General features: G+C 46.7%; 19 protein-coding genes, 1 tRNA gene and 1 other annotated feature. Of the genes, 6 read left to right on the top strand and 14 right to left on the bottom strand.

What is annotated here, in order from left to right; translation table 11 throughout:
• Positions 1-313 precede the first annotated feature (313 nt).
• The 4 genes from ACWP87_RS09930 to ACWP87_RS09915 all read right to left on the bottom strand — a co-directional run bounded on the left by ACWP87_RS09930 (position 314) and on the right by ACWP87_RS09915 (position 4463).
• Complete coding sequence (locus ACWP87_RS09930; RefSeq protein WP_014569179.1) at positions 314-2380, bottom strand: L-type lectin-domain containing protein; 2067 nt, start codon at positions 2378-2380, stop codon at positions 314-316.
• Positions 2377-2733 carry an LPXTG cell wall anchor domain-containing protein gene (locus tag ACWP87_RS09925; protein WP_014569178.1) on the bottom strand — a complete coding sequence of 119 codons (357 nt, stop codon included), beginning with the start codon at positions 2731-2733 and terminating at the stop codon, positions 2377-2379. The genes ACWP87_RS09930 and ACWP87_RS09925 overlap by 4 nt, the downstream gene beginning before the upstream one ends.
• On the bottom strand, positions 2714-3736 hold the full coding sequence (locus tag ACWP87_RS09920) for a DUF916 and DUF3324 domain-containing protein (RefSeq protein ID WP_014569177.1): 1023 nt from the start codon (positions 3734-3736) through the stop codon (positions 2714-2716). The genes ACWP87_RS09925 and ACWP87_RS09920 overlap by 20 nt, the downstream gene beginning before the upstream one ends.
• 64 nt (positions 3737-3800) lie before the next feature.
• On the bottom strand, positions 3801-4463 hold the full coding sequence (locus ACWP87_RS09915) for a WxL domain-containing protein (protein ID WP_014569176.1): 663 nt from the start codon (positions 4461-4463) through the stop codon (positions 3801-3803).
• A 911-nt stretch (positions 4464-5374) separates the two neighbouring features.
• Here ACWP87_RS09915 and brnQ point away from each other — a divergent pair.
• Complete coding sequence (brnQ, locus tag ACWP87_RS09910) at positions 5375-6766, top strand: branched-chain amino acid transport system II carrier protein (RefSeq protein WP_014569175.1); 1392 nt, start codon at positions 5375-5377, stop codon at positions 6764-6766.
• Positions 6767-6931: 165 nt separating this feature from the next.
• Here the strand turns inward: brnQ and ACWP87_RS09905 are convergent, their stop codons facing one another.
• The gene (locus tag ACWP87_RS09905; RefSeq protein ID WP_014569174.1) at positions 6932-7840 is read right to left on the bottom strand and encodes a hypothetical protein; all 909 of its coding nucleotides are present in this window, start codon (positions 7838-7840) and stop codon (positions 6932-6934) included.
• A 346-nt stretch (positions 7841-8186) separates the two neighbouring features.
• Positions 8187-8432: a binding site (T-box leader), on the top strand.
• A gap of 142 nt (positions 8433-8574) precedes the next feature.
• Between ACWP87_RS09905 and ACWP87_RS09900 the strand changes: the two genes are divergently transcribed.
• The 4 genes from ACWP87_RS09900 to ACWP87_RS09885 all read left to right on the top strand — a co-directional run bounded on the left by ACWP87_RS09900 (position 8575) and on the right by ACWP87_RS09885 (position 11620).
• Positions 8575-9288 carry an amino acid ABC transporter permease gene (locus tag ACWP87_RS09900; RefSeq protein WP_014569173.1) on the top strand — a complete coding sequence of 238 codons (714 nt, stop codon included), beginning with the start codon at positions 8575-8577 and terminating at the stop codon, positions 9286-9288.
• Between the two features lie 26 nt (positions 9289-9314).
• Positions 9315-10127: a transporter substrate-binding domain-containing protein gene (locus tag ACWP87_RS09895; RefSeq protein WP_014569172.1), complete on the top strand. Its 813-nt coding sequence runs from the start codon at positions 9315-9317 to the stop codon at positions 10125-10127.
• 94 nt (positions 10128-10221) lie between these two features.
• The gene (locus tag ACWP87_RS09890; protein WP_014569171.1) at positions 10222-11358 is read left to right on the top strand and encodes a trans-sulfuration enzyme family protein; all 1137 of its coding nucleotides are present in this window, start codon (positions 10222-10224) and stop codon (positions 11356-11358) included.
• A 61-nt stretch (positions 11359-11419) separates the two neighbouring features.
• Complete coding sequence (locus ACWP87_RS09885) at positions 11420-11620, top strand: hypothetical protein (protein WP_014569170.1); 201 nt, start codon at positions 11420-11422, stop codon at positions 11618-11620.
• Between the two features lie 287 nt (positions 11621-11907).
• Here the strand turns inward: ACWP87_RS09885 and ACWP87_RS09880 are convergent, their stop codons facing one another.
• The 9 genes from ACWP87_RS09880 to ACWP87_RS09840 all read right to left on the bottom strand — a co-directional run bounded on the left by ACWP87_RS09880 (position 11908) and on the right by ACWP87_RS09840 (position 20525).
• On the bottom strand, positions 11908-12681 hold the full coding sequence (locus tag ACWP87_RS09880) for a hypothetical protein (protein ID WP_014569169.1): 774 nt from the start codon (positions 12679-12681) through the stop codon (positions 11908-11910).
• Positions 12682-12909: 228 nt separating this feature from the next.
• Positions 12910-12981: transfer RNA gene (locus tag ACWP87_RS09875), tRNA-Arg, on the bottom strand.
• A 143-nt stretch (positions 12982-13124) separates the two neighbouring features.
• A complete protein-coding gene (gene cysK / locus ACWP87_RS09870) occupies positions 13125-14054 on the bottom strand; it encodes a cysteine synthase A (protein WP_005684226.1) in 930 nt (309 codons plus the stop codon).
• A gap of 12 nt (positions 14055-14066) precedes the next feature.
• Positions 14067-14894 carry a homoserine O-succinyltransferase gene (locus ACWP87_RS09865; RefSeq protein WP_014569168.1) on the bottom strand — a complete coding sequence of 276 codons (828 nt, stop codon included), beginning with the start codon at positions 14892-14894 and terminating at the stop codon, positions 14067-14069.
• Positions 14895-15271: 377 nt separating this feature from the next.
• The gene (locus ACWP87_RS09860; RefSeq protein ID WP_014569167.1) at positions 15272-16183 is read right to left on the bottom strand and encodes a shikimate dehydrogenase; all 912 of its coding nucleotides are present in this window, start codon (positions 16181-16183) and stop codon (positions 15272-15274) included.
• Positions 16184-16198: 15 nt separating this feature from the next.
• Positions 16199-17416, bottom strand: coding sequence for an MFS transporter (locus ACWP87_RS09855; protein WP_014569166.1), 1218 nt, complete (start codon positions 17414-17416; stop codon positions 16199-16201).
• Positions 17417-17602: 186 nt separating this feature from the next.
• Positions 17603-18472, bottom strand: coding sequence for a shikimate dehydrogenase (gene aroE, locus ACWP87_RS09850; protein WP_014569165.1), 870 nt, complete (start codon positions 18470-18472; stop codon positions 17603-17605).
• Positions 18473-18754: 282 nt separating this feature from the next.
• Positions 18755-19588, bottom strand: coding sequence for an SDR family NAD(P)-dependent oxidoreductase (locus ACWP87_RS09845; protein ID WP_014569164.1), 834 nt, complete (start codon positions 19586-19588; stop codon positions 18755-18757).
• A gap of 70 nt (positions 19589-19658) precedes the next feature.
• Positions 19659-20525: a sugar phosphate isomerase/epimerase family protein gene (locus ACWP87_RS09840; RefSeq protein ID WP_014569163.1), complete on the bottom strand. Its 867-nt coding sequence runs from the start codon at positions 20523-20525 to the stop codon at positions 19659-19661.
• A 322-nt stretch (positions 20526-20847) separates the two neighbouring features.
• Here ACWP87_RS09840 and ACWP87_RS09835 point away from each other — a divergent pair, with 322 nt between their 5' ends.
• Complete coding sequence (locus ACWP87_RS09835; protein WP_014569162.1) at positions 20848-21741, top strand: LysR family transcriptional regulator; 894 nt, start codon at positions 20848-20850, stop codon at positions 21739-21741.
• Positions 21742-21813 lie beyond the last annotated feature (72 nt).

Raw genomic sequence — 21813 nt, 5'->3', positions numbered from 1 at the left:
AAGAGGTTGAACTCTTAATCACACGGTCTTTAATTAAAATTAGCGCATTGCGTTTCTCCGCGGCTTCAGCGTTTGATCCAGGAGATAAGGTGCCTTAACCGAAGTGACTAACACTCGCAATTAAAACGTGAATGGGTGCTTGAGAGACGACAGCAAGTGTTGCTGCTACAATGCTGATTACTAGAAGTGCTAGCTTCGGTGAATTTTTCTTCATAGCTGAACCCCTTTTCAACTCAAATGACAGTTTTCAACAACAATAGAATACACACATCATATCCTCATTATCTGTTCATTTCAATGTCATTTTCAGTTGTTAAGGCATAGGAGTAGCCGATAATGTCCAGGTTACCGTTGAACGATACAGCCCGGTGCGAACGGATGGCGTCTTTTGAATCGACATGAAGGCTTGCGTTTGCATTGCCTCTGTTCCGAGTGACCAATCACTGCCGCCAGGAGGCATGTTTTTTACCGTGACAGTGTTTCCATCGTCTTTTACCCGTGCAATTTCAGTCACCTTTTGTTCACCATCTTTATTCTCAGCGATAACCATTTCTGCTTTACCCCCGTTTGCGTTGCCGTTGTCGCCTAAGACGTAACTGCCATCTTCTAATGTGAATGGTGATAAACTCATTTGCAAATGCCAGCCCGGCTTATTCAGCCTTGTGTCAGTGACGCTGAGAATTTTACCTGTTGCTCCTTGAGAAGGTGCCTCTGAATCAAGCGTGTTTAACCACTTGGACAAATCAAGTTCTGAAATCGTTGTTGGAAAAGTCTCTTGTCCTGGAAAGCCTTGAATAAAATCAGCAACTGTCGGATCTACGTTGGTTGGATCTTCGCTGCCTTTCTTCACAAATTTTTTAAAAACAAAGCTCGGAACACTCTTCAAAGTGACAGCTCCCGGTTCTCCTGCGAGGACATATTTAATAAACTTACCGTCCTTTTGATCAGCCGTATTGACAAACGTATAGGTTTTCGCTGTGGTTGCACCACCTGTGACACTACCTGTAGGATCATTATCAACCTTCAAATTGCTGGTCAATGTGTGTTGTTTAACCACCGCTGGCAAACTAAATTCAAGTTTGCTATCAGCCCGTTTTGGCAATGTCCCGAGATCGGTCATTACTGCTGAATTGCCATCGCTTTGCACCGTTGCTTCTGCCGGAACGGTTTGGCCATTTACCGTAATCGAAACCGGCAATTTGTCACCCGCAACGGCAGGTTTCCCATCTGGCTTCAGATAGTCAAAATATTTGCCTTTGGGTAATATGATTTGATTAACTGGCCATTCTGAACCCTCCAGATTAGCAACATCAATGACGTAACGATAAGTGAGCTTGTCGCCGATTTTTAACAATGTGTCCTCTACTACTGGCTCTGTCCCACGCTGAAGGGTTACGGCGCCTTTAATTTGATTGAAATCAGCTAGGCTTTTGATGGTAATGAGATGCGGTTCCATATATGAGTCAATAAGGACTTTAGGGCCGGATGCACTCGTAAAACCAAGGTAAACTTGTCTTACTTTCTGGCCAAAGATATTGTCCATTTCGGTTTCCGTCCATTTGACGGTTTGCGTAATCGTTTGGGCTGGCGTGCTGCTTGTATTACTAAAACTGTAAGTCAAAGCCCCTCCGCCTTCTGGATAAGCCTGCCAACTAATTGACAAACGATGCCATTTGTCATTCGAAATGTTGTTTTTAATTTGATTAACATAACTAGGTGGCATCAGGGCCGCCCCGAATTTGAGCTTTGATTTATTATTTTGAATACCGTACATCTCAGTTTTTCCGGGATAACCTGAGCCAACATACTGGTGATTCTCAAGCAAATTTGGATAAAGCGCATCGGGATCATTCTCACTTTTGTGTGTGTCAACAACAACGACAAAACTGTTTTGAAGTCCTTGAGCAGCAATCGTCGCTGCACTGCTCCCATCTGCGCCGCCCCAAACCCCAAGCGAAGCCCCGTTAATTCCTGCGTTCGTAGGTCTGGTACCTGTTAGTGCAAATGCAAGTCCATCCGCACCATTTAAAATCTTGTTGCCAAAATATACTTGCAGGTCAAGCGTAAAGTTATTAGTCAAATCGACTATTGGTTTTTTACTCCACATCGCCCCAACCTGAGCGTCCTTATCAGCATTCAATTCCAGCGCCACTGTATCATTATTAACATTGATCGGAGCTGAATTGCTTCCTTCGATTTTGTCAAAAACGCCATTTATGCTAGTGAACGTCCCCGCTCCCGGTATAGGATAAACATTCACTTTGTTGTTTAATCCCGGGCTTGGCCATTTTGGTGTTTCCGCCATCACGGTCTGCAGCGGCCCAAGCACCATGCTGATCATCACGGCAAGGCAGGTTATGATGAATATTTTCTTCTTCATTTTTGACCTCCTCGCCGTGAACGGCCGTGTATGAGCAGTGCGGACAATAAAACGATGATTAGAATTTCAAGCCCAATCACGACATACCACACCTGCACGGCATCACCGGTTTGCGGTAAACGTTTGTCAGTGGCCGCTAAGTGTCTTGGCTGCTGTCCCTTATCTTCAGGTTGATGTGGCTTCCCGGGCTCGGGAACTGCGGGTTGCTCAGGATTGAGGGCTGGCATTTCTCCGGTGAGTTCAACTTGAGCCACAGAAACTTCGGCATGCACGCTCTGAGTTGCGGTACCCGCCATCATGAACAGTGCCAGCAAAAGTAGCATCATCAAGAAGTTAGTTTTCTTTTGTTTCATCAGTCTCCCTCCCTTTGCGTCGCTGCCGCCAAACCAGCCACAGCAAGACGAGAATCACTAACGCCAGGACGACCGCAATGATAATCCACAACCACGGCTTTTGCGGTGCTTCCCTTCCCAGCTTCTGCTCAATGGCTTCAGATTGCTGACGCGTAATAGTAAAGTTGCGGCGCCAGTGCCAGGTTTTATCGACCGCTTTGACTGTTAAATCTAGCGTATACGTGCCCGGCGAAAGTGCCTCTTTTGAAGGAAGTGCGTAATCAAAATGTGAGTTCGGGGCAAATGACCAGCCCTTTTCCGTTCGGCTTAAATATGGCTTATCTGAACCTTGGCGATAAACCTTACCGTCCACTGTCATGTCGCCAAATAAACGTGGCTTGGTGTTTTGAATAGTAGCCAACACCCCGGCTCGATTATCCTGTGACCCTGGTTTAACCGCCATGAGATTAAGATCGGGTGCTACTTCGGTCGTTGAAGTTTGCAAAACCACCCCGATGAGCATGGCAAATTTGTTGTTAATCGCCATCCCTCCGCCGCCGCTTTTATGGACCGTTGGATCTTCAACATACAAACTGCCGAGGATCTGACCGGTAAAGCCTTTTGCCGGAATCTTGACATCAAACGTCACCGGCACCTGAGCATCCCCAGCTAGATCAATGGTCTTAGGCTCACCGGCTAATTGTGAAAACGTATATTCAGCCGTATCATCCTTGTGATCATTGGGGTAGTAGCCAATCGTGCCATTGGTTTGCGTAAACGCACTCACCGGACTGACTTTAAGTTTCTTAGCTGTCTTCGTCGTATTTTTAACATAAATGAGCAGCCGCTGGGTTTTACCCGGCTTTACCAGTAAATTGAAGTACGTTGATTGATCAATCTGATTTTGCGGTAATGCGGGGCTGATTGTAAAACCTGCGCCTTCAGCTGCATGCACTTGCTGATGGGTGCCAAACCACAGGAAGCTCAAGCAGGCCAGCAGACCTAGTAAAAGTTTTTTTCTCATAATCTTATCCCCACGGTTATGAAAAGGGCAGCGATTGACCGCTGCCCCAGAAATAGTTGCTTAATTACTTAGGTGCATCGGACAAGGTCCAAGTGATTGGAGCTTGGTAACGCCCAGCAACAGCGGTCTTGTTGGAAGCTAGTTCTATCTTCGTACCACCGTTAGCTTTAAATGTTGAAGTGTTCTTCCCTTGTCCCTGTTTAGCTGCAGCTTTCCAAATTGTGACTGCCGCACCATTGATAGGTAAAATTACTTCTGTATCAGGGCTTACACTCTGAGGCGTACTTCCATCTACAACTGGTGTCGAACCTTTAAGCACAATGCTTCCTGCTAAGCTCTGTCCAGCGCCGTTAATCATTTCGCCAACCTGTGCTGTCAGCTCCCAGCCCAGACCACTTCCACGATAATCAGTGATAGTGAGCTCACCGGTGTTATTGCCATCAGCATTAGCAGCATTAGCGCCACTCGTTTTAACAGGGCCTTGGTCTGACACTGAATTATCAATCAGATTCTTGGTAACGCCCGTGTCGCCTGCTAACTCTGCGATACTGACTTTATCAAACCTTAAGTCCGGAACCTTTTCAAGCGTCAAAACGCCAGCTTCAACATTTATTTCTGCGACTGACTTCTTGCTTTGATCAGCAGCAAAAACCTGTCCAACAGGGAGCATCATGCCAGCAAGCGTCAAAGCGGAAATACCCGCTGCAATACAATTAACTTTCTTCATTACTTTATTCCCTCCGTATTGCTTTGCCTATAGTTTACTATCTATCTTACTGACCTAAATATAACATGATGGTGTTTGAGCAATCAAAGAATACGTTTACTTGTTAACTCAGTTCCCAATCACGTTGTATTTCTTAACCCATCACTCATTTTTTACAAATAATCGTCCCTAAGAAAGCTTCACGGCGACTAAATAAACGAAATATACTATTTTAAGCATTATCTAACGCTTGTTATCGTTTAATCGAAAAGTCGGTTTTACTCATCTGTTTTAAAACGACTCATTTGGACTTTCGGCAGAAATTAACCCGAGTAGCAGTTAGGACTCTGTAAATCTTTTTGCCTGCGCCTTTCCGATCACCCAAAAATTTCTACCCACCCAAGGCTTCAAAATCTTTGATATTTCACAACTTTTGCCCTTTTTTCAATTTTGCTTTCAAAATTAATTTTCAATTAGTGATTGACATGAAACCAAATCATGCTAGACTGAAAATCAAATACAAATGCAACGCGAAAGACAAGTAGTTGTGTTCATGGATTCAGCGAGCTTCGGTTGGTGTGAGGAAGCATTCAGGGCATAGCGAATATCCCTTTCAAGCAGGACACCGAACCTTCAGTAACGTGTCATGGGGGCACCCATTACAGTGCTAGCATATCGTCATTTGACCGTATGCGATGAAGACTAGGCCATTTTTGGCTATGGTGAATTAAGGTGGTACCGCGCAAAGTCGCCCTTAGCAAATGCTAAGGGCGGCTTTTTTCGTCTATCTCCGTTGTGGGAACAAGCTTGAACCGTTCACGTATCTCAATTAAGGAAGTGATGCAATTGGAATCTGACATTAGTCACATTAAACCGATGACAAACGCTTTAAACGTTACGCAACTTAAAACATTTTTATTGGAGGCAGTTCAATGGAATTATCTGAAAAGAAACTCAAAACACGTGATTATGTCGTCATTGCATCGCTTTTGTTTGGCCTTTTCTTTGGCGCCGGCAATTTAATTTTCCCGTTACATTTAGGGCAACTGGCTGGGGCCAATTGGTTCCCGGCAATGCTCGGATTTTTGGTCACCGCCGTTGCATTACCATTACTAGGCGTTTTGGCCATCGCCGCAACGCATGCTGAAGGTGTCTATGATATTGGCCGTCCACTTGGCCGCTTTTTCGCCTTAGCGTTCATGGTGCTCATTCATGCCACGATCGGGCCAATGTTCGGCACGCCGCGGACTGCCACTGTTTCCTTCACCACCGGCGTCTTACCGATGTTACCAAAAGCCTGGCAACAAGGCGGCTTGCTTGTCTTTTCGGCTTTATTCTTTGGGGCTGCTTTTTTCCTGTCATACAAGGAACGCAAAATCACCACAGCTGTTGGTAAAGTCTTAAATCCCGTCTTCTTACTATTGTTATTCTTCGTCTTCTTCATCGGTTTCTTACATCCAATGGGGAATCCGGCTGCCCAAACGGTAACGGCCGCATACAAAAATGGCGGCAGTTTCATGAGCGGCTTCCTGCAGGGTTACAATACCATGGACGCGCTTGCTGCCTTAGCCTTTGGTGTGACTGTCGTAACGGCGGTTCGCGGTTTAGGCTTGAAAAACGATGATCATGTCGCCAAAGCAACGGCTAAGGCTGGGGTCATGGCTACGAGTTGGATCGCGTTAATCTACGTTGCCTTGATCGTCTTAGGAAGTATGTCTCTGGCCCACTTTAAGCTTAGTGCTGAAGGGGGAACTGCTTTTAATCAGGTGGTTACGTTCTACTTTGGTACTGCTGGCCACGCTGTCTTGGCAACCTTGCTAACGCTGACCTGTTTGACCACCGCGGTAGGTTTGGTCGCGGCATTCGCGCAGGACTTCCACCGGCATTTCCCTAAAGTCAGCTATCAGGTCTGGCTTGGATTGACAAGTTTTCTGTCATTCTTAACCGCCAACTTCGGACTTGAACAAATCATTGCATGGTCCGTTCCAATGCTGATGTTCCTATATCCTTTCTCAATGGTTCTCATCTTACTATCGGTCTTTGGCAAAGCGTTCCATCACGATCCGCTGGTTTACCGAATCGTTGTAGCATTCACCGTCGTTCCGGCTGTGCTCGACATGTTTGCAGCTTTTCCCGCCATTGTCAGTCAAAGTTCGTTAGGCTTGGCACTGCATAGCTTCCAGCTTCATTTTCTACCATTTTCCGCAATGGGTCTCGGCTGGCTCGTGCCGGCTGGTGTGGGTCTCGTCCTTGGCCTCGTCGCACATGCCGTCAAAGTTCGCAGAGCAGTCGCAGCAACTCATCTCGAAGCTGAACAAAACTAAGCTAGTACACGATATCCGATCAACCCAAAAGCCAGCTTAATTCCAAGCTGATGACCGGATATTGTCTACAAACGCTAAATCCATAAAAAGGCAGGTACCGAAGACTGCACTTCTAAGTCTTCGGTACCTGCCTTTTACCTGCTATCATAATCCTTCAAAGCTTCTTTATTCTTGCGAAGTTGAACTATCTGGCATGATGACAAGAACTAACATTATTTGGTTAAGCGTCTTGGTAACGTCCTTAAACGTTAGCTGAAGCGGTTTCAAAAAATCATTTTGAAGCATCCGTTTCAGCATATCATCAGAAAAGGTTGCCTTAATGTGCTTCTTAACCGGCGTCAATGAATCTTTTATAAAGGCAAGATTAGTCGTCGGCGTGGTCATGATCAACCGATTTTCAAAGCTGATTGGGCATTGTTGCCGGTGTGCAACGGATTCGATTAACGCCTGCCACAGTCGCTCCAATGTATTATGCGGCTTATCAGAAATCGTGAAGTCATCAGTTCCCTGGGTAACAGCCTGAACCCCCTGATCCATCTTCACATGAATGTTGTCGTGCGTCGCTGCCTGCGCTGCTACCACCATAGCTTGTTCTTCAGCAGTATGTTTCGTCTTCGGTTGGTTGGAACCTTTATTGCTCTCCTGCTCAGTTTTAATTGTAGGTACTGAACTGCTAGATGCTTCACTCTTGGCATCTGTCTTTTTAGACCCAGCTTCTGTTGTTGCGTTCGCATCCCTGCTACTCGTGGCTGAGGAATTCTCAGACACTTGACTGCTCTCCGATGCCTGCTCATCTTGTTGACTGCCGGAATTTGATGCCGAGCTGTCATTGATAACCGATTCGCTGGTCTCTGCTACGGTAATCACCGGCGTTTGATTAGCTTCCGATGATATATCATCTTGTACACAAGTTTGATCGTCCGTATTCTTTTGGTCAGTATCAATCTTTTGTGTGGTTGTGTCCGCTGCTGTTGGCGGCGCTGATGCAGCAAAAGCCGATGCCTGATCAGCCATTACCGTTGATACACCCAAGCCAAGCATGGCAGCTAAGCCGAACGCCCATGCCTTTTTCATCTTAACCCTCCGCTTAAACACTAAAATATTAATATCCCTTTTAACTACTCCGACATTAATATACCGCATCTTACAAACAAAGTCACTGGACTTTAGGCCTAAAAATGTGCCACGGCTTTATGCTTTAGTTTGGATCAACCATCTGCCAAGTTCGCCTTTTTGGATGATCATCCGTCAACTGACTAGTGGGTAGCCGTCACCGATGTACATCGTTTAATGAGAAAAGCGCATTTTTGCCTAAGCCCTCGTCAAAGCAGTTCTCATCGTATATCAACCTTGTACAGCTTACGATTTGTCACCGGCTATTGACAACAGTTGTTTTTTAGCCTAATGTGATGTCAATATCTTAGAAGCGAAAAGATGAGTACCCAGGCGAAGATCCTCAGCGAGTTGTCATTTTGGTGAAAGACAATGATCGGGAACTGGTGAAGATGGTCTTTTAAAGCATTCAGTTGCAAACGGCGACCGCAAGCAACTGACGGGCACTCCCGTTACTGAGTTAGAGTATCACACATCAAGATGTGTCGTACTTAGAGCGAGTCGAGCATTTCGACTAATCAAGGTGGTAACGCGGAAAGAATCCGTCCTTGTCTATTAAATAGGCAAGGGCGGATTTTTTGTTCCCTCCTCGGCCTCAATGAAGTTTGAAGTCAAAATGCTATATCGGGTTGCCCGACTAAAGAATTCGCTTGAGTATCAACATCTGCATATATTGTTATTTTGGGAGGAACATTATGTGGAAAATTATTACCGATGCAGTTCCGCAAATGATAGCAGCCGGCATTAAATACACCATTCCAATTGCACTCGTGTCATTTGCGATCGGCCTGATCATCGCACTTGTAACCGCATTGACGCGCATATCGGTTCGTAAAGGTGTTTTGATCCGAATCGCAAAAGGAATCGCCGTTTTTTACGTTTGGCTCTTTCGCTCAACGCCTTTGCTGGTACAGTTATTCATCGTTTTCTTCGGCTTACCCAGCCTCATCATCCCGGGTATTTTCCCGCATGGTATCAAGCTAGATCCAGTGGCCGCGGGAATTATAACATTCTCGCTTAACACGGGGGCGTATTGTGCCGAAACGATCCGCGCCTCGCTGTTGTCGATTGATTCCGGGCAATGGGAAGCGGCTTATGCAATTGGATTGCCGCGGCGACTGGTGCTGCGCGAAATCATTATTCCTCAAGCACTACGAACGGCCATCCCGCCACTGTCAAATAGTTTCATCAGCCTGATCAAAGACACATCCCTTGCTGCCTCGATCACCATTGTCGAAATGTTTCAAGTCAGCCAACAAATCGCGGCGGAAAATTACCAACCATTACTGATGTACTCAATCGTTGCGCTTCTGTATGCCATTGTCTGCACTTTCTTAGCTTGGGGTCAGCGGTATCTCGAAAAATTCACATCACGCTACAATGCCAATGCACAAACCACGCAATTATAATCCGCCATTTTGAAAGGAAGAAAGCTATGTTAAAGAAAAAGTTGTGGTTCCTGTTGCCGCTTGTGGCCTTGGTAACCTTCACGCTCACCGCTTGCACCGGCACGTCATCTGACACGTCAAAAAACAGTGACGTCACCGCCGAACTCATCAACAAAAATGAGCTTACCATCGGCCTTGAAGGTACTTATGCGCCATTTTCTTATCGCAAAGATGGCAAACTTGAAGGCTTCGAAGTGGAACTGGGGAAAGCCTTAGCCAAGAAAATCGGGGTTAAGGCAAAATTCGTGCCCACCCAATGGGATTCGCTGATTGCAGGATTAGGCAGCCAGAAATTTGATCTCGTACTGAATGATATTAGTGAAACGCCCGCACGCAAAAAGGTCTACAACTTCACCACTCCGTACATGTACTCGCGTTATGCCTTAATAACCCGCAGCGATAACACCACCATCAAATCGCTTGCCGATATTAAAGGCAAAACATTTGTTGAAGGCACCGGTACACCCAATGCCGCTTTAGCCAAAAAATACGGCGCTAAGATCACCCCGTCTGGCGACTTTACCGTATCGCTTAGCCTTGTGAAAGAAAAGCGGGCAGACGGAACCATCAACGCCTCGGCTGCATGGTATGCCTTTGCCAAAAATAACTCAACCGCGGGCTTAAAGAGTCAAACCCTCAAAGATAGTGTCGTTAAACCCGATGAAGTAGCTGGCATGGTCAGCAAAAAATCGCCTAAACTACAAGCCGCACTTTCAAAGGGCATTCAAGAACTACGCAAAGACGGCACGTTGAAAAAACTGTCGCAAAAATATTTTGGCACCGATTTAACCACCAAGTAATCATGCCATTCAGCCATCAAACATTGCCCGTCAACCTGTTTCATTGACGGGCATACATAAAAGAACACTATTCATTAAAGGAGGTCGGGTTTCAATGACCCAATTCAATACCAAACTCGTTCATGGACCACAACTAAATGTCGACCAAGCCGGTGCTATCGTGCCACCTGTATACCAAAGTGCCATGTTCCGCTTTGCTCCTGATGGTCAGGAAACCCACTGGGACTATGCGCGCAGTGGTAACCCGACCCGCGAATACTTGGAACGTCAGATTGCTACGCTAGAAAATGGTGATGCCGGCTTTGCGTTTTCCAGCGGCGTTGCAGCGATTGCAACGGTGCTCGCGATTTTTCCCGACCACAGTCACTTCATTATTGGTGATTCGCTCTACAGTGGCACCGATCGCCTCATTAACCAGTATTTTTCTCAACACGGCCTGACCTTTACACCGGTGGATACGCGTGATCTGGCAGCGGTGGAAGCCGCCATCCGCCCCGAAACTAAAGCAATTTTCTTTGAGACTTTTTCCAATCCGCTCCTCAAAGTCAGCAGCGTCAAGGCCATCAGTGCCCTCGCCAAAACCCATGATCTGCTAACGATTGTCGACAACACGTTCTTAACCCCTTATTACCAGCGGCCACTTGACCTCGGTGCCGACATTGTTCTACACAGCGCCACCAAATACCTCGGCGGCCACGGTGACCTCATTGCCGGCCTCGTTGTCTCCGCTCACCCCGACCTCAGCGAGAAGCTCGCTTTCCTGCAAAACACGATCGGTGCCATTTTAAGCCCGCTTGACTGTAGCCTCGTCACCCGCGGCATTGCCACCCTCTCCGTTCGCCTTGATCGTGAAACTGCAAACGCCCAAGCCGTCGCCGAATTTCTAGCGCAGCACCCAGACGTTGCCCACGTTTACTACCCCGGACTTAAAACCGATCCCGGTTACGCATTAGCCCAAAAAGAAACCACGGGTGCCAGCGGACTCTTAACGATCAAACTAGCCGACAACATTGATCCCTTAAAGTTCGTTAACAGCACCAAAATTTTCGACTTTGCCGACTCACTTGGTACCATCTCCAGTCTGGTCAAACTACCTTGGTTTAAGCTCCCGGAAGACAAACGCGCCGATTCTGGTTTGACACCGCAACATGTCCGGATTGCAATTGGCTTGGAGGATCAGCAGGACTTGATTGACGATCTAAAGCAGGCACTGGCAGCAGCGGAAAAATAGCAGCAAAAAGAATACAAAAAGAATATCTATTACTTTTGCTAAATAGACGCGAGGTGAAAAAGTGAAACAGGCTCAGTCATTAAGTTTGAAATACTGGTTGATCGTTTTCTGTACGATTATCATTCTCAGTCCGATTGCTTATATGATAAGCACGTGGGTGGGACCATCAGCAACCTACATTCGTCTCATCGCTGTTTTTCTGATTGCTTGGCTGGCAGTAAAAATAGCTAAATACTTTACAACCAACAAAAAGACGAAATAATGCGTTGCCCTTTCTTAATTACCATTCCGCAGAATATAGCATAATCAACTAACAACGACATTCTCAACTTTGACATATTTTGAAACGAATTTGGCATAAGCCATTCAAAGTTTGAAGAGTGCCCACATTCAACCATACTCAACAGAAACATCTAGTTAGTTCACTTGCAGTCGGATCTGGCCAAATACATCAGCGGACGTAAAAATGTGCTCTGTCTATCACTGCTACGCTAACAGTGATAAACAGGGCACATTTTAGCGTTCGTTTAGATATCTTATCAATCGATACTAATCTTCATTATATGGCCATCCAATTGAAACTGGTTGGTTAAGATCAGCCGTCCCATCTGTTTCAAGCGATTGCAACGCCTGCAATGCAAGTCGCAACCTGCTCGTGTAACCGTGCCAGTTATCGTCATCCCGACCTGCGTTTAAAGCCGGCACATACGGTAAAAAGTTAACGCGTTTGGCTGTGATCGTTAATCCCGCCGCCTTACAGATTAACGGCCATTCCGTATCCGTCAGCAAACCATTCGAATTAGCCAAGATATATCTGGCAGCCATCCGACTCACCGCACAACAGCCAGCAGTAATATCCAGATCAGGCAAGGCAAACACTTCAGAAGCCGCCTTATTCGTAATTGCCTCGGTTTCTCGCCAAGTTGCCGGATAACCCCGCATGTTTTCTGAACTTCGCCCAATAATCTGATAGCCATCATCAACTCGAAGCTGGGCAATAAAGGTCTTAAACTCAGATACATTTGCCTCGATCCCTGTCACCACTTTATCAAAATCGCAGTAAAAAAAAGAAGCGTGGTAACGAACCTGACGCAATCCAAAATCAAGTACCCTCCGCCGCGCATCAGCCGCGCCACGAGGTTCAATGACGCGAACATGGACGCTGGGAAAAGTCTGCAGTAACTTGGTAACTTTAAGGTCTGTAATCGTACTAACCGTCAGATAGGCAGCCGAGAAACTATCACTAACTACTGCCAGAACCTGTTTTAACTGCGGCAAAGACACATTGGGGTGGTGAACCGTTGCGAGTAAGACTGGTTGCATGCTGACCACAACTCCTTTGCGCGTTAATATTGACATGGGCTAAGATAACGAATCTTACCGAAACCGAGAATTAACAAAGTCCGGTTTCTCCATCTCGTGTTTGCAAGTTGTGTCCCCTTTTTGTCCCCCTTAACGTAATCCTGACACTTTCTAAGGTGAGCTAAATCAATGAGAACACTGATATAAAGGCATTTTCATTTCTAAAGTACGCTAATAAACGCTAAATAATGCCTCCACCGAGATTCGAACTCGGATCTGTGGTTTCGAGGACCATTATGCTATCCATTGCACCATGGAGACTTACAGATTCCATTATAACAATCTTGTTCAATGTTGACGCACGCAATCTTCCCTGCCGCTCATTTTCTCAAGACAAAAAGCGACGATCAACTGACCCAATTGATCGCCGCTTCTATTTTGCTTACCTATAACTAATAGTTTTACTAATCATCAAACTTAAACAAATCTGTCGACAAATACCGCTCACCATTATCCGGTGCTACGGTGGCGACACTCTTGCCTTTGCCGAGTTTCTTGGCGATTTCAATCGCACCGAAAATGTTGGCGCCAGCAGAAATGCCTGGTAGGAAGCCTTCTTCATGACTGACGTGGCGAGCCATGTCGATAGCTTGATCGCTGGTGACTTCAATGATGTCTTGATAGAGGTTCGTATCTAAGACATCTGGAATAAAGCCGGCTGAGATCCCTTGAATCTTGTGCTTGCCGCCATGGCCTTCTTTTAGCATTGGTGACTCCGCTGCTTCCAGCGCATAGATTTGTACATCTGGATTGATCTTACGCAAAGCTCGACCAACCCCGGTAAGTGTTCCGCCTGTGCCGACGCCGGCTACAAAAGCATCCGGCGTGCCACCATCAAATGAACGAATGATCTCTTGTCCGGTCGTGCGTTCGTGGACGTCTGGATTGGCGGGGTTTTGAAATTGCATTGGCAAGAAGTAACCATTTTCCTTGCTTAATGCTTCTGCTTTTTTAATTGCTCCCGGCATTCCATCGGCACCCGGCGTCAAAATGAGTTCGGCTCCGTAGCCACGCATCAATGCTCGCCGCTCAACACTCATTGTTTCCGGCATGGTAATGATGAGGTGGTAACCTTTTGCCGCCGCAACCAATGCCAGACCAATACCGGTGTTGCCGGACGTTGGCTCAACAATGGTGCCGCCTGGCTTCAAGACGCCTTTATATTCAGCGTCTTCAATCATCGCTAAGGCAATCCGGTCCTTGACTGAACCACCGGGATTAAAGAATTCCAGCTTAACATAAACATCCGCGGCGCCTTCAGGTACAACGCGATTGAGCTTGAGTAGCGGCGTATTGCCAATTAAACCTGTAATATTATCTGCTGCTGTCACCATAATAAAGCCTCCCTAAATAATCGGCGAACGGTTTTCATTGCGATGATCCGCGATGTGGCGAATCCAATTGTCAAAAATCGTTCGCTGCGTTTTCTTCCAATTAAACTTCGGATGGTCATAATCGTTCTTGTGATGATAATAGTGTTTAGCCCGTTTATAGCTAATCTCAGGGTGTGCGGCCACTTCCCGCTTGTATTCCGAATCCAAGCCCCACCGGTCATATTCAATATGCGAAAAGATAAACGTTTGGGTGTCAGTCGGTTCCGTCACCATGAAGAGTTTCCCCTTCGTTGTTGTCGCATTGATCGTTAAGCGGGGATCGTTGCGAATATCGCGTACATCCATCTCGGCATACCGAGCATGTGGGGACTTAAAGCCTTCTTTCAAACCCTTTAAAAATGGGTGCGGTTCAAGCATTGTTTGCGGATAAACGCCGAATAACTTGTGCGGAAGAATCAACTTGCTGACGCCGAAAAAGTAATTCAGTGCCACCATCCCGCCCCAGCACAGGTACATTTGGTTGGGCACATGCTGACCTAATGTCTTTAGCAGCGTCCGCACCTCGGCGATATAGTGAACCTGATCAAATTCCAGCGTTTCAATCGGGGAGCCGGTGATGATAAACCCGTCCATCGTTGCCGCTTCGTGAATATCCAGCGGCTCCAGAATCGAGCTCACCGCTTCCGGTACTTCCCGACCAGCGTAATGGGTCATGGGATAGTAAAAATGCAACTCAACCGGGATATCGGTGTGGCTCAAAACGTGTTGCAGCCGCGTTTTGGTATCGGCTTTGTCGTGCATCACGTTGAGAATCCCGATTTTAAGTGGTGCTTCTGTCAAGGTTCACCTCCCAACCCGGCCAATTGACTCGCATGAACCGGCAAAATTTTGAAACGATTGCCTGCAGACACCGTTAAGCAAGGTACTTGCCGATGTCTCACCTGCACGAACACATCAGGAGGATATCCTGATAAAGCTGATAGCGCCAACATCGCTTGTTACCAATAAGGTTTGCCATATTTTAATACCCTCCCTTTCAGTAACTATATACTAACTAAATGTAAGATCGATAGCAACCTTTCATCTTAATTCATTCGTAAAAACTTTTGGAAAGATTAGTCCTTTTAGGGTGAGTGATAGGTGGATATAAAAAAGCTGCCGACCTTTAAATGATCAACAGTTCTCATCTTTGTATTCAGGTGCAAACCGGTCACTTTTTAAGCAGTAGCCGTATTTTTCAAGGGTGCCTCTGACTCGCCGAAAATAGTTTCACGAATGGTTTCAACTGGCATCTGCAGGCCGGTCCACAAATTAAACGCGGCAGCACCTTGATTAATCAACATACTGATGCCGTTGTAAACATGTTTAACGCCTGCTTTTTTGGCAATGCGTAATAATTTAGTTTCGCGTGGTACGTAAACCGTATCAAAGACAATCTTTTCAGGGTTTAGCCATGTGGGATCAGGTATGTTACTGACGTCTTCCAGTGGCTTCATCCCTGCTGCCGTTGCATCAACATAAATCGCCGCGTCAGCAATGGCAGCTTTTAATGCAGCATGATTATCCAGAGCAAACAGTTGAGCATGGGCGGACGTCTGGTCATTGATCACCGCCACGTTGCGTTGGGCATTTTGCCACGAAGCATCTCGGCGATTGAAGATAGCGATTTCACGGACACCATCTAATGCCGCCTGAATCGCAATGGCAGTTCCCGCCCCACCTGCTCCAGCCAGTGTCAGCTTGTCACCCCGAAGATCGATTCCATCATTTGTCAGCGCCTGCATGAATCCCGTGCCATCCGTTATATGACCAATCAACACCCCATGATCATTGACAATCGTGTTAACCGCACCGACTAGCTTGGCAGCAGGAGAGAGCTTATCTAATAATGGTAGCGCCCGCTGTTTGTGGGGCATCGACAAATTTCCGCCTAAAAAGTGCAAACTACGCATTGATTGCAAAGCATGCCCCAGTTCCGGGACATCCACATCAAATGACAAGTAAACATCATTCAATCCCAAGGCTTCAAACATCGCATTGTACATTGCCGGTGATAATGAATGACCAGCTGGATGGGCTAACAATCCAGCTAGCACCGTGTGTCCGTCAATTTCATCTTTTTGCGCCATTTTTGTTCTTCCTTCCTAGCGTGCCTGTGACAAGGCCGGTATCCGTTTTTCCTGTGCTTTAACTATCAACGCCAAACCAATACCGCAGATGGTGATGGCAACATTCAGCAAAATAATCATGCGTGGGGCATCATCGCCAAAGAGTTTGGTTAAACCGGCCGCCCCGGAAAGGACCGCATAATTGGCAATGCTCGAAGCAATCATCACCAGTGACGTGGCAGTGCCTTTGTGATTCGGAAAAAAGTTAATCGTTGTCGAAGTTGCCAACTGCAAAACACCACCTGCAGCCGCATAACCAATAACAAAACTGCCAATATACAAAATACTCGGCGTTTGAATAAAGTAACACAGTAGCAACATGATGACTGAAATGACCGGATAAACGACTAAAACTGTACTCTCCTTGAGACCCAATTTGATTAAACGTGCTGTTAGCAACACCGCAATCCCGGCGCCGACTGCATACAGCGATTGTAATGATGCCGGATTCTTCACACCGTAAGCAGCCCCTAGTTCCTGATTACAATTCAGCCAAACCATAAATGTCGTCGAACTTGTAAACCCAATTAAAATTGCTGCAACCGCTCCCAGCGAAAAGTGCATCTTTTCCGATTGTCCGGCAGCATTCGTCTTAGGTAGGTCACGGTTAGGAAACGGACTCAGCAAAATAGCGAGCGCATCTATGACCAACGCAATGCCGCAAATGATAAAGATTGTCTGAAATGACCACCCTGCAGCGGCCACGCCTCCGATAAAGAACGGCAGGATAAACTGGGCGATCACCACTGCAAACTTAGTCAATAAGTTTGCAATTGAAGCTGATTCAGGGAACATCTCCATCAAACTTGGTGACACACATGTATCCAAAAACGAGTTAGCCATCCCATTGAGCACGCCGATCGCATAGGCTGCCCAAAAACTATGTACCGTGATAATCCCAACAAAGAAAATGATATACAAGCCAATCCCTATGGTGCCAGAAACTTTACGTCCAAAATGATCCGAAACCGGGCCGGCAAAGGGATAAGCTAACAACCGACCCAATCCAAACGCCGCAATCACCGAAACAACCATACTGACATCAACAGTCCCATTCGCCAACTCCTGTGCACCCCAGTTAGAAGCAAACTGGCCTTTATATTGACTCAAAATGGAAGACGCAACTCCTAGCATGGCATATGAAAAATACAAAGCCAGTGCTCCTGGTAAATACACATTATGTTTGGTCCTCATCGATCCATACACCTCCTAGTGAGCGTGAACCGGCGCACTTAGAAGTCGGAGTGTAAGCGGCCTTGAGCGCGATGGCCCAGGTTTCGGCCATTATGACCGAGGTCCTTACACACAGATTTCTGCGCCGGTGAACGCGCTATGACAGCAAGTTCCGCGACTACCGTCAGTTTACGCAAAACATTTCATTTAATGACTCGCTTCAAAAGCCTGATATTCCACAACTGGCATATCTTGTCCTGTCCATAACTTGTAACCCGCCGCCCCTTGCCATAGCAACATGCCTTTACCTGGTGCCGTTTTAGCGCCGCACTTCTCAGCATCTTCAATTAGCTTGGTTTTCAACGGACTATAAACGGTATCCGCTACCACCAAATCCGACCGCAAATATGCTGGATCGACCAATGAAGTTCCTGCGTTGGGCTTCATTCCAACTGTGGTGGCATTGACCAATATATCGGCTTGGGCAATAGCGGCCTTGAGCTTAGCATCGTCTTCCAAGTGATCTACCGTGACCGTGACGTCTGGTGCTGCTTGAGCCAACTTTTTGGCAGTCGTCTCTGCACGCGTATAGAAAGCATCTTGTCGATTAAAAATGGCAACTTGCTTAGCGCCATCAAGTGCTGTCTGTACTTCAATTGCTGTTGCTGCACCGCCAGCTCCCAATACCACTAGCTTTTTGCCCTTGACGTTAACGCCGTGTTCTTTCAAATTCCGGACAAATCCAATGCCATCCGTGATATGCCCAATCAGACGGCCATTTTCATTCACAATGACGTTAACCGCCCCAATAATCTTAGCTGCTGGTGACAACTCATCCATCAAAGTAGCCGCGACATTCTTACATGGCATCGTGACATTGCCGCCACGCATTCTGAACAATCGCATTGCTTTCAGCGCATCCGGCATTTGATCCTCCTTAACATCAAATGCAACATATGCTGCATCAATCTTTTGCTTTTGAAAACTAAAGTTATACATCGCCGGCGAACCGGAATGCCCCACCGGACTGCCAAGCAGACATAGCAATTGCGTCGTTCCTGAAATCCAAGTTTCCATTTAAAAAACCTCCTCAAAGAAAGTGAGCGCGAGCCGGCGCGGTTAGGGGTCGGAGTGTAAGCGGCCTCAGGCGTGATGGCCGGGCTTTGGCCATTGCGGCTGAGGTCCTTACACGCAGACTCCTGCGCCGGGGAGCGCGTTATATTGAGCGCGAGCCGGCGCGGTTAGAAGTCGCAGCGCGCTATCATCAAATCATCGTTCAAGGCATGTTCATATATTCACTATCCACCGCAAAAGAAGAACTTGGCCAACTTGCACCAAGTTTTATCTTATTTTTACTGCCTATTTTTGAGGCTGATGTGCCTTAATCGCATATTCACGCCGGCCACCTGGTTTAGGAATCATGTCTTGCATCATGATACCGAGACCGCCATCAACCCGTAATTCGCCGCCGTTAGTATATGCCGAGCGTTCACTACTCAAATACAACACCGCATTCGTAATGTCATCCAAATCGCCAATTCGCCGACTAGCTACTAAACGTTCCCGCCCTTCGCGAACTTTTGGATCTTTATAGAAATCAGCTGACATCGGCGTCTTCACGAGACATGGCATGACACAGTTACTGCGAATGCCAAATTGTCCCCATTCTGCAGCCATTTGTTTGGAAAGCATATTAACCGCGGCTTTAGTGGTACTGTATGCCCCGCTATAAGTTTCCGGGAAAACTGCTGCCACCGTTGAAATGTGAACCATTGTCCCGTGGCGTTGGACAATCATTTGCCGACCAAAGCGCTGGGACATCAAAAAGTAACCCGTCAAATTAACATTCAACGCTGTCTTCCACTCATCTAAACGCAAATCTTCAAATGGCGAAAACCGTAAAATCGCCGCCGTATTCACCAAAACATCTACATGACCGAACGTATCAACGACCGCTTTAACCGCCGCATCCACTTCATCTTCATCAGTGGTATCGGTAGCCAACGCCAATGTTTGCACGCCATATTGATCGCTTAACTTATTAGCTGCTGCTGCAACTGCATCATGCTTGATGTCAACTAATGCGAGTTTAGCGCCATGTTCTGCAAACGCCTGGCAAAAATGCGTTCCCATGCCGCCAACAGCGCCCGTCACAACCACGACTTTATCTTTTAAACCTAACCAGTCTGTCATCATTTACCTCCTTGCGTGCCTGATATTGATACCAAAATACGCGTTTCATTTTTTCAAAGCGTGCTACTGTTTAATGTGCTGCTACTGGATCTTGTAAAATTTCCGGCCAAGCTGTCTGTAACGTTTTAACAGTGTGGTCATAAGTGTACTTAGCAACCCAATCAATTCCTTTTGCCATGTATTGATCGGAAATAACTTCTACTCCGATGACTTTCGGATCAACGCCAGCAGCTTTAATCATTTTGATAAAGCGTTCCGTACGATCTTCAAACCCGGTGCCTGGGGCGAGCCGATCGTGCATGGATTCATCCCGTAAAATTGACTTCGCATACGGCCGCTTATACGCATCATCAAGCTGAATGGAAATGACTCGCTTGGCCTGTTCCTTAGTCAGCAGGTCAAAGGGTTGGTCGGCACGAACCCAATGCCACATATCTAGCAACATCATGACGTTAGGAGCCCCAGCTGCTTGCAAAATCGCCCAAGTCTTCTTTAAATCTGGCATGCCGCTATATGGCATCGGCTCAAGGGCTATGATGAGTTGACCAGCCAGCGAAGCCCGATGCGCCAATGCTTTTAATTTCTCCGCTGTAAACTCAACTGAGTAACTTTCCATTAAACCGGTATTAATATGTTCAACGCCAAACAAGTGACACATGTGGAAGCATGTTTGCTCTTTATATTTTTGCTCATAACTGCGCGGTTCTTCACACCACTGGACGATGTACTCAACTTCAGTGCAGCGAACGTGATAACGGTCCAAAATCGCCAAAATATCTTGATCGGTGAGTCCTTCATTCAAAGCATCAACGTAAGTCTCAGCCCGTAAACCGATACCATCGTAACCAGCCGCTGCAGCAGCTTTGACGCGATCTTCAAAAGTGCATTGATCGCCTAAAGTCCATGAACTAACGGTAATAGGATGTAACTGTGACATAACCAATTCCTCCTCATTTTGTGTGAGCGCGAGCCAGACCGGTTAGAAACCGGAGCATAAGCGGCCTTGGGCGTGATGACCGGGCTTTGGTCATTGCGACCAAGGTCCTTATGTGCAGGTTTCTGGGCTGGCGAGCACGTTATGGTGAGCGCGAGCCAGTGCACCATGTGTATCCGCATGTCAGGCTGGGCTTGTGATTGTTTTTTCAATCTCTTTACAAATAAGATTGTATACGGTTACACAAGTCACTTCTAATTCATTATAATGAGGGTAATTATAGTCTTAGGCTATTGTTCAGGTTTAATCTATCAGGAGGCAAATCATGAACCTTTTTCACTTACGCTACTTCGCCACATTGGCTAAACTGCAAAATTACACCCATGCTGCCCAGCAACTTCACATCACGCAACCCAGTCTTAGCAATGCTATTCACGGTTTGGAAGCCGAGCTTGGCGTCACTTTATTTGCGCGTCAAGGTCGTCACATGATCCTAACTGCAGCCGGTCGAGAGTTTAACCGCACTGTCAGTCATACGCTAGCCACGCTTGACAGTGGTATCGAGCGACTGCAACATCAAGCACACGGTCAAACCGTGATCAAGCTAGCAGCACTCCGCACGCTTAGTACAAGGTGGGTACCAAGTATGGTTCGCCATTTCTTGGAAACTCGGTCCCAAGATGTTCGTTTTGAGTTCACGAACGAAAACGGACTTTCACCCAAAATTATTCAAGGATTACGGGCCAAAAAATATGACATCTGCTTTTGCTCAAAAGTTGACGAAGAGGAAGATATTGCCTATTTTCCCATCGCCTCGCAAGCGCTTGTCGTGATTACCCCGGTGAATCATCCTCTCGCTCAGCGCAAGCAAATCGAGTTAAGTGAAACCCTGCCATTCGATCAGATTACCTTTTCTAAAAAAAGCGGGCTGGCCCCGATCATTCGCCAGTTATTTGCCGAGTGCGGTGCCCAACCCCATAGTGTTTATTCGATTGAGGAAGATGAAGCGGTCGCAGGATTGGTCGCGAATGGTTTTGGCATTGCTGTGGTTCCTAACATGCCATTACTGCAAACCTTGCCGCTTAAAGTGATTCCATTAAGCTTTCCAACATGGCAACGAATCTTCTACATGGCAACCTTAAATGACCATTATCAGGCTCCGGCAGCCACTGATTTCATTGAGTTTGTCCATCAACACCACGCCAATATAAGTTTATGAAGCCATAATAGTATGCATGCACTCACAAAAATTTTCTTATATTTTTGGGTCCCTGCCCTCCCGGATTGGTAC

It is taken from the genome of Lacticaseibacillus sp. 22 (assembly GCF_055413445.1).
The sequence above is the reverse complement of the archived record's forward strand: the minus strand, read 5'-3'. Positions and strand labels throughout refer to the sequence as shown.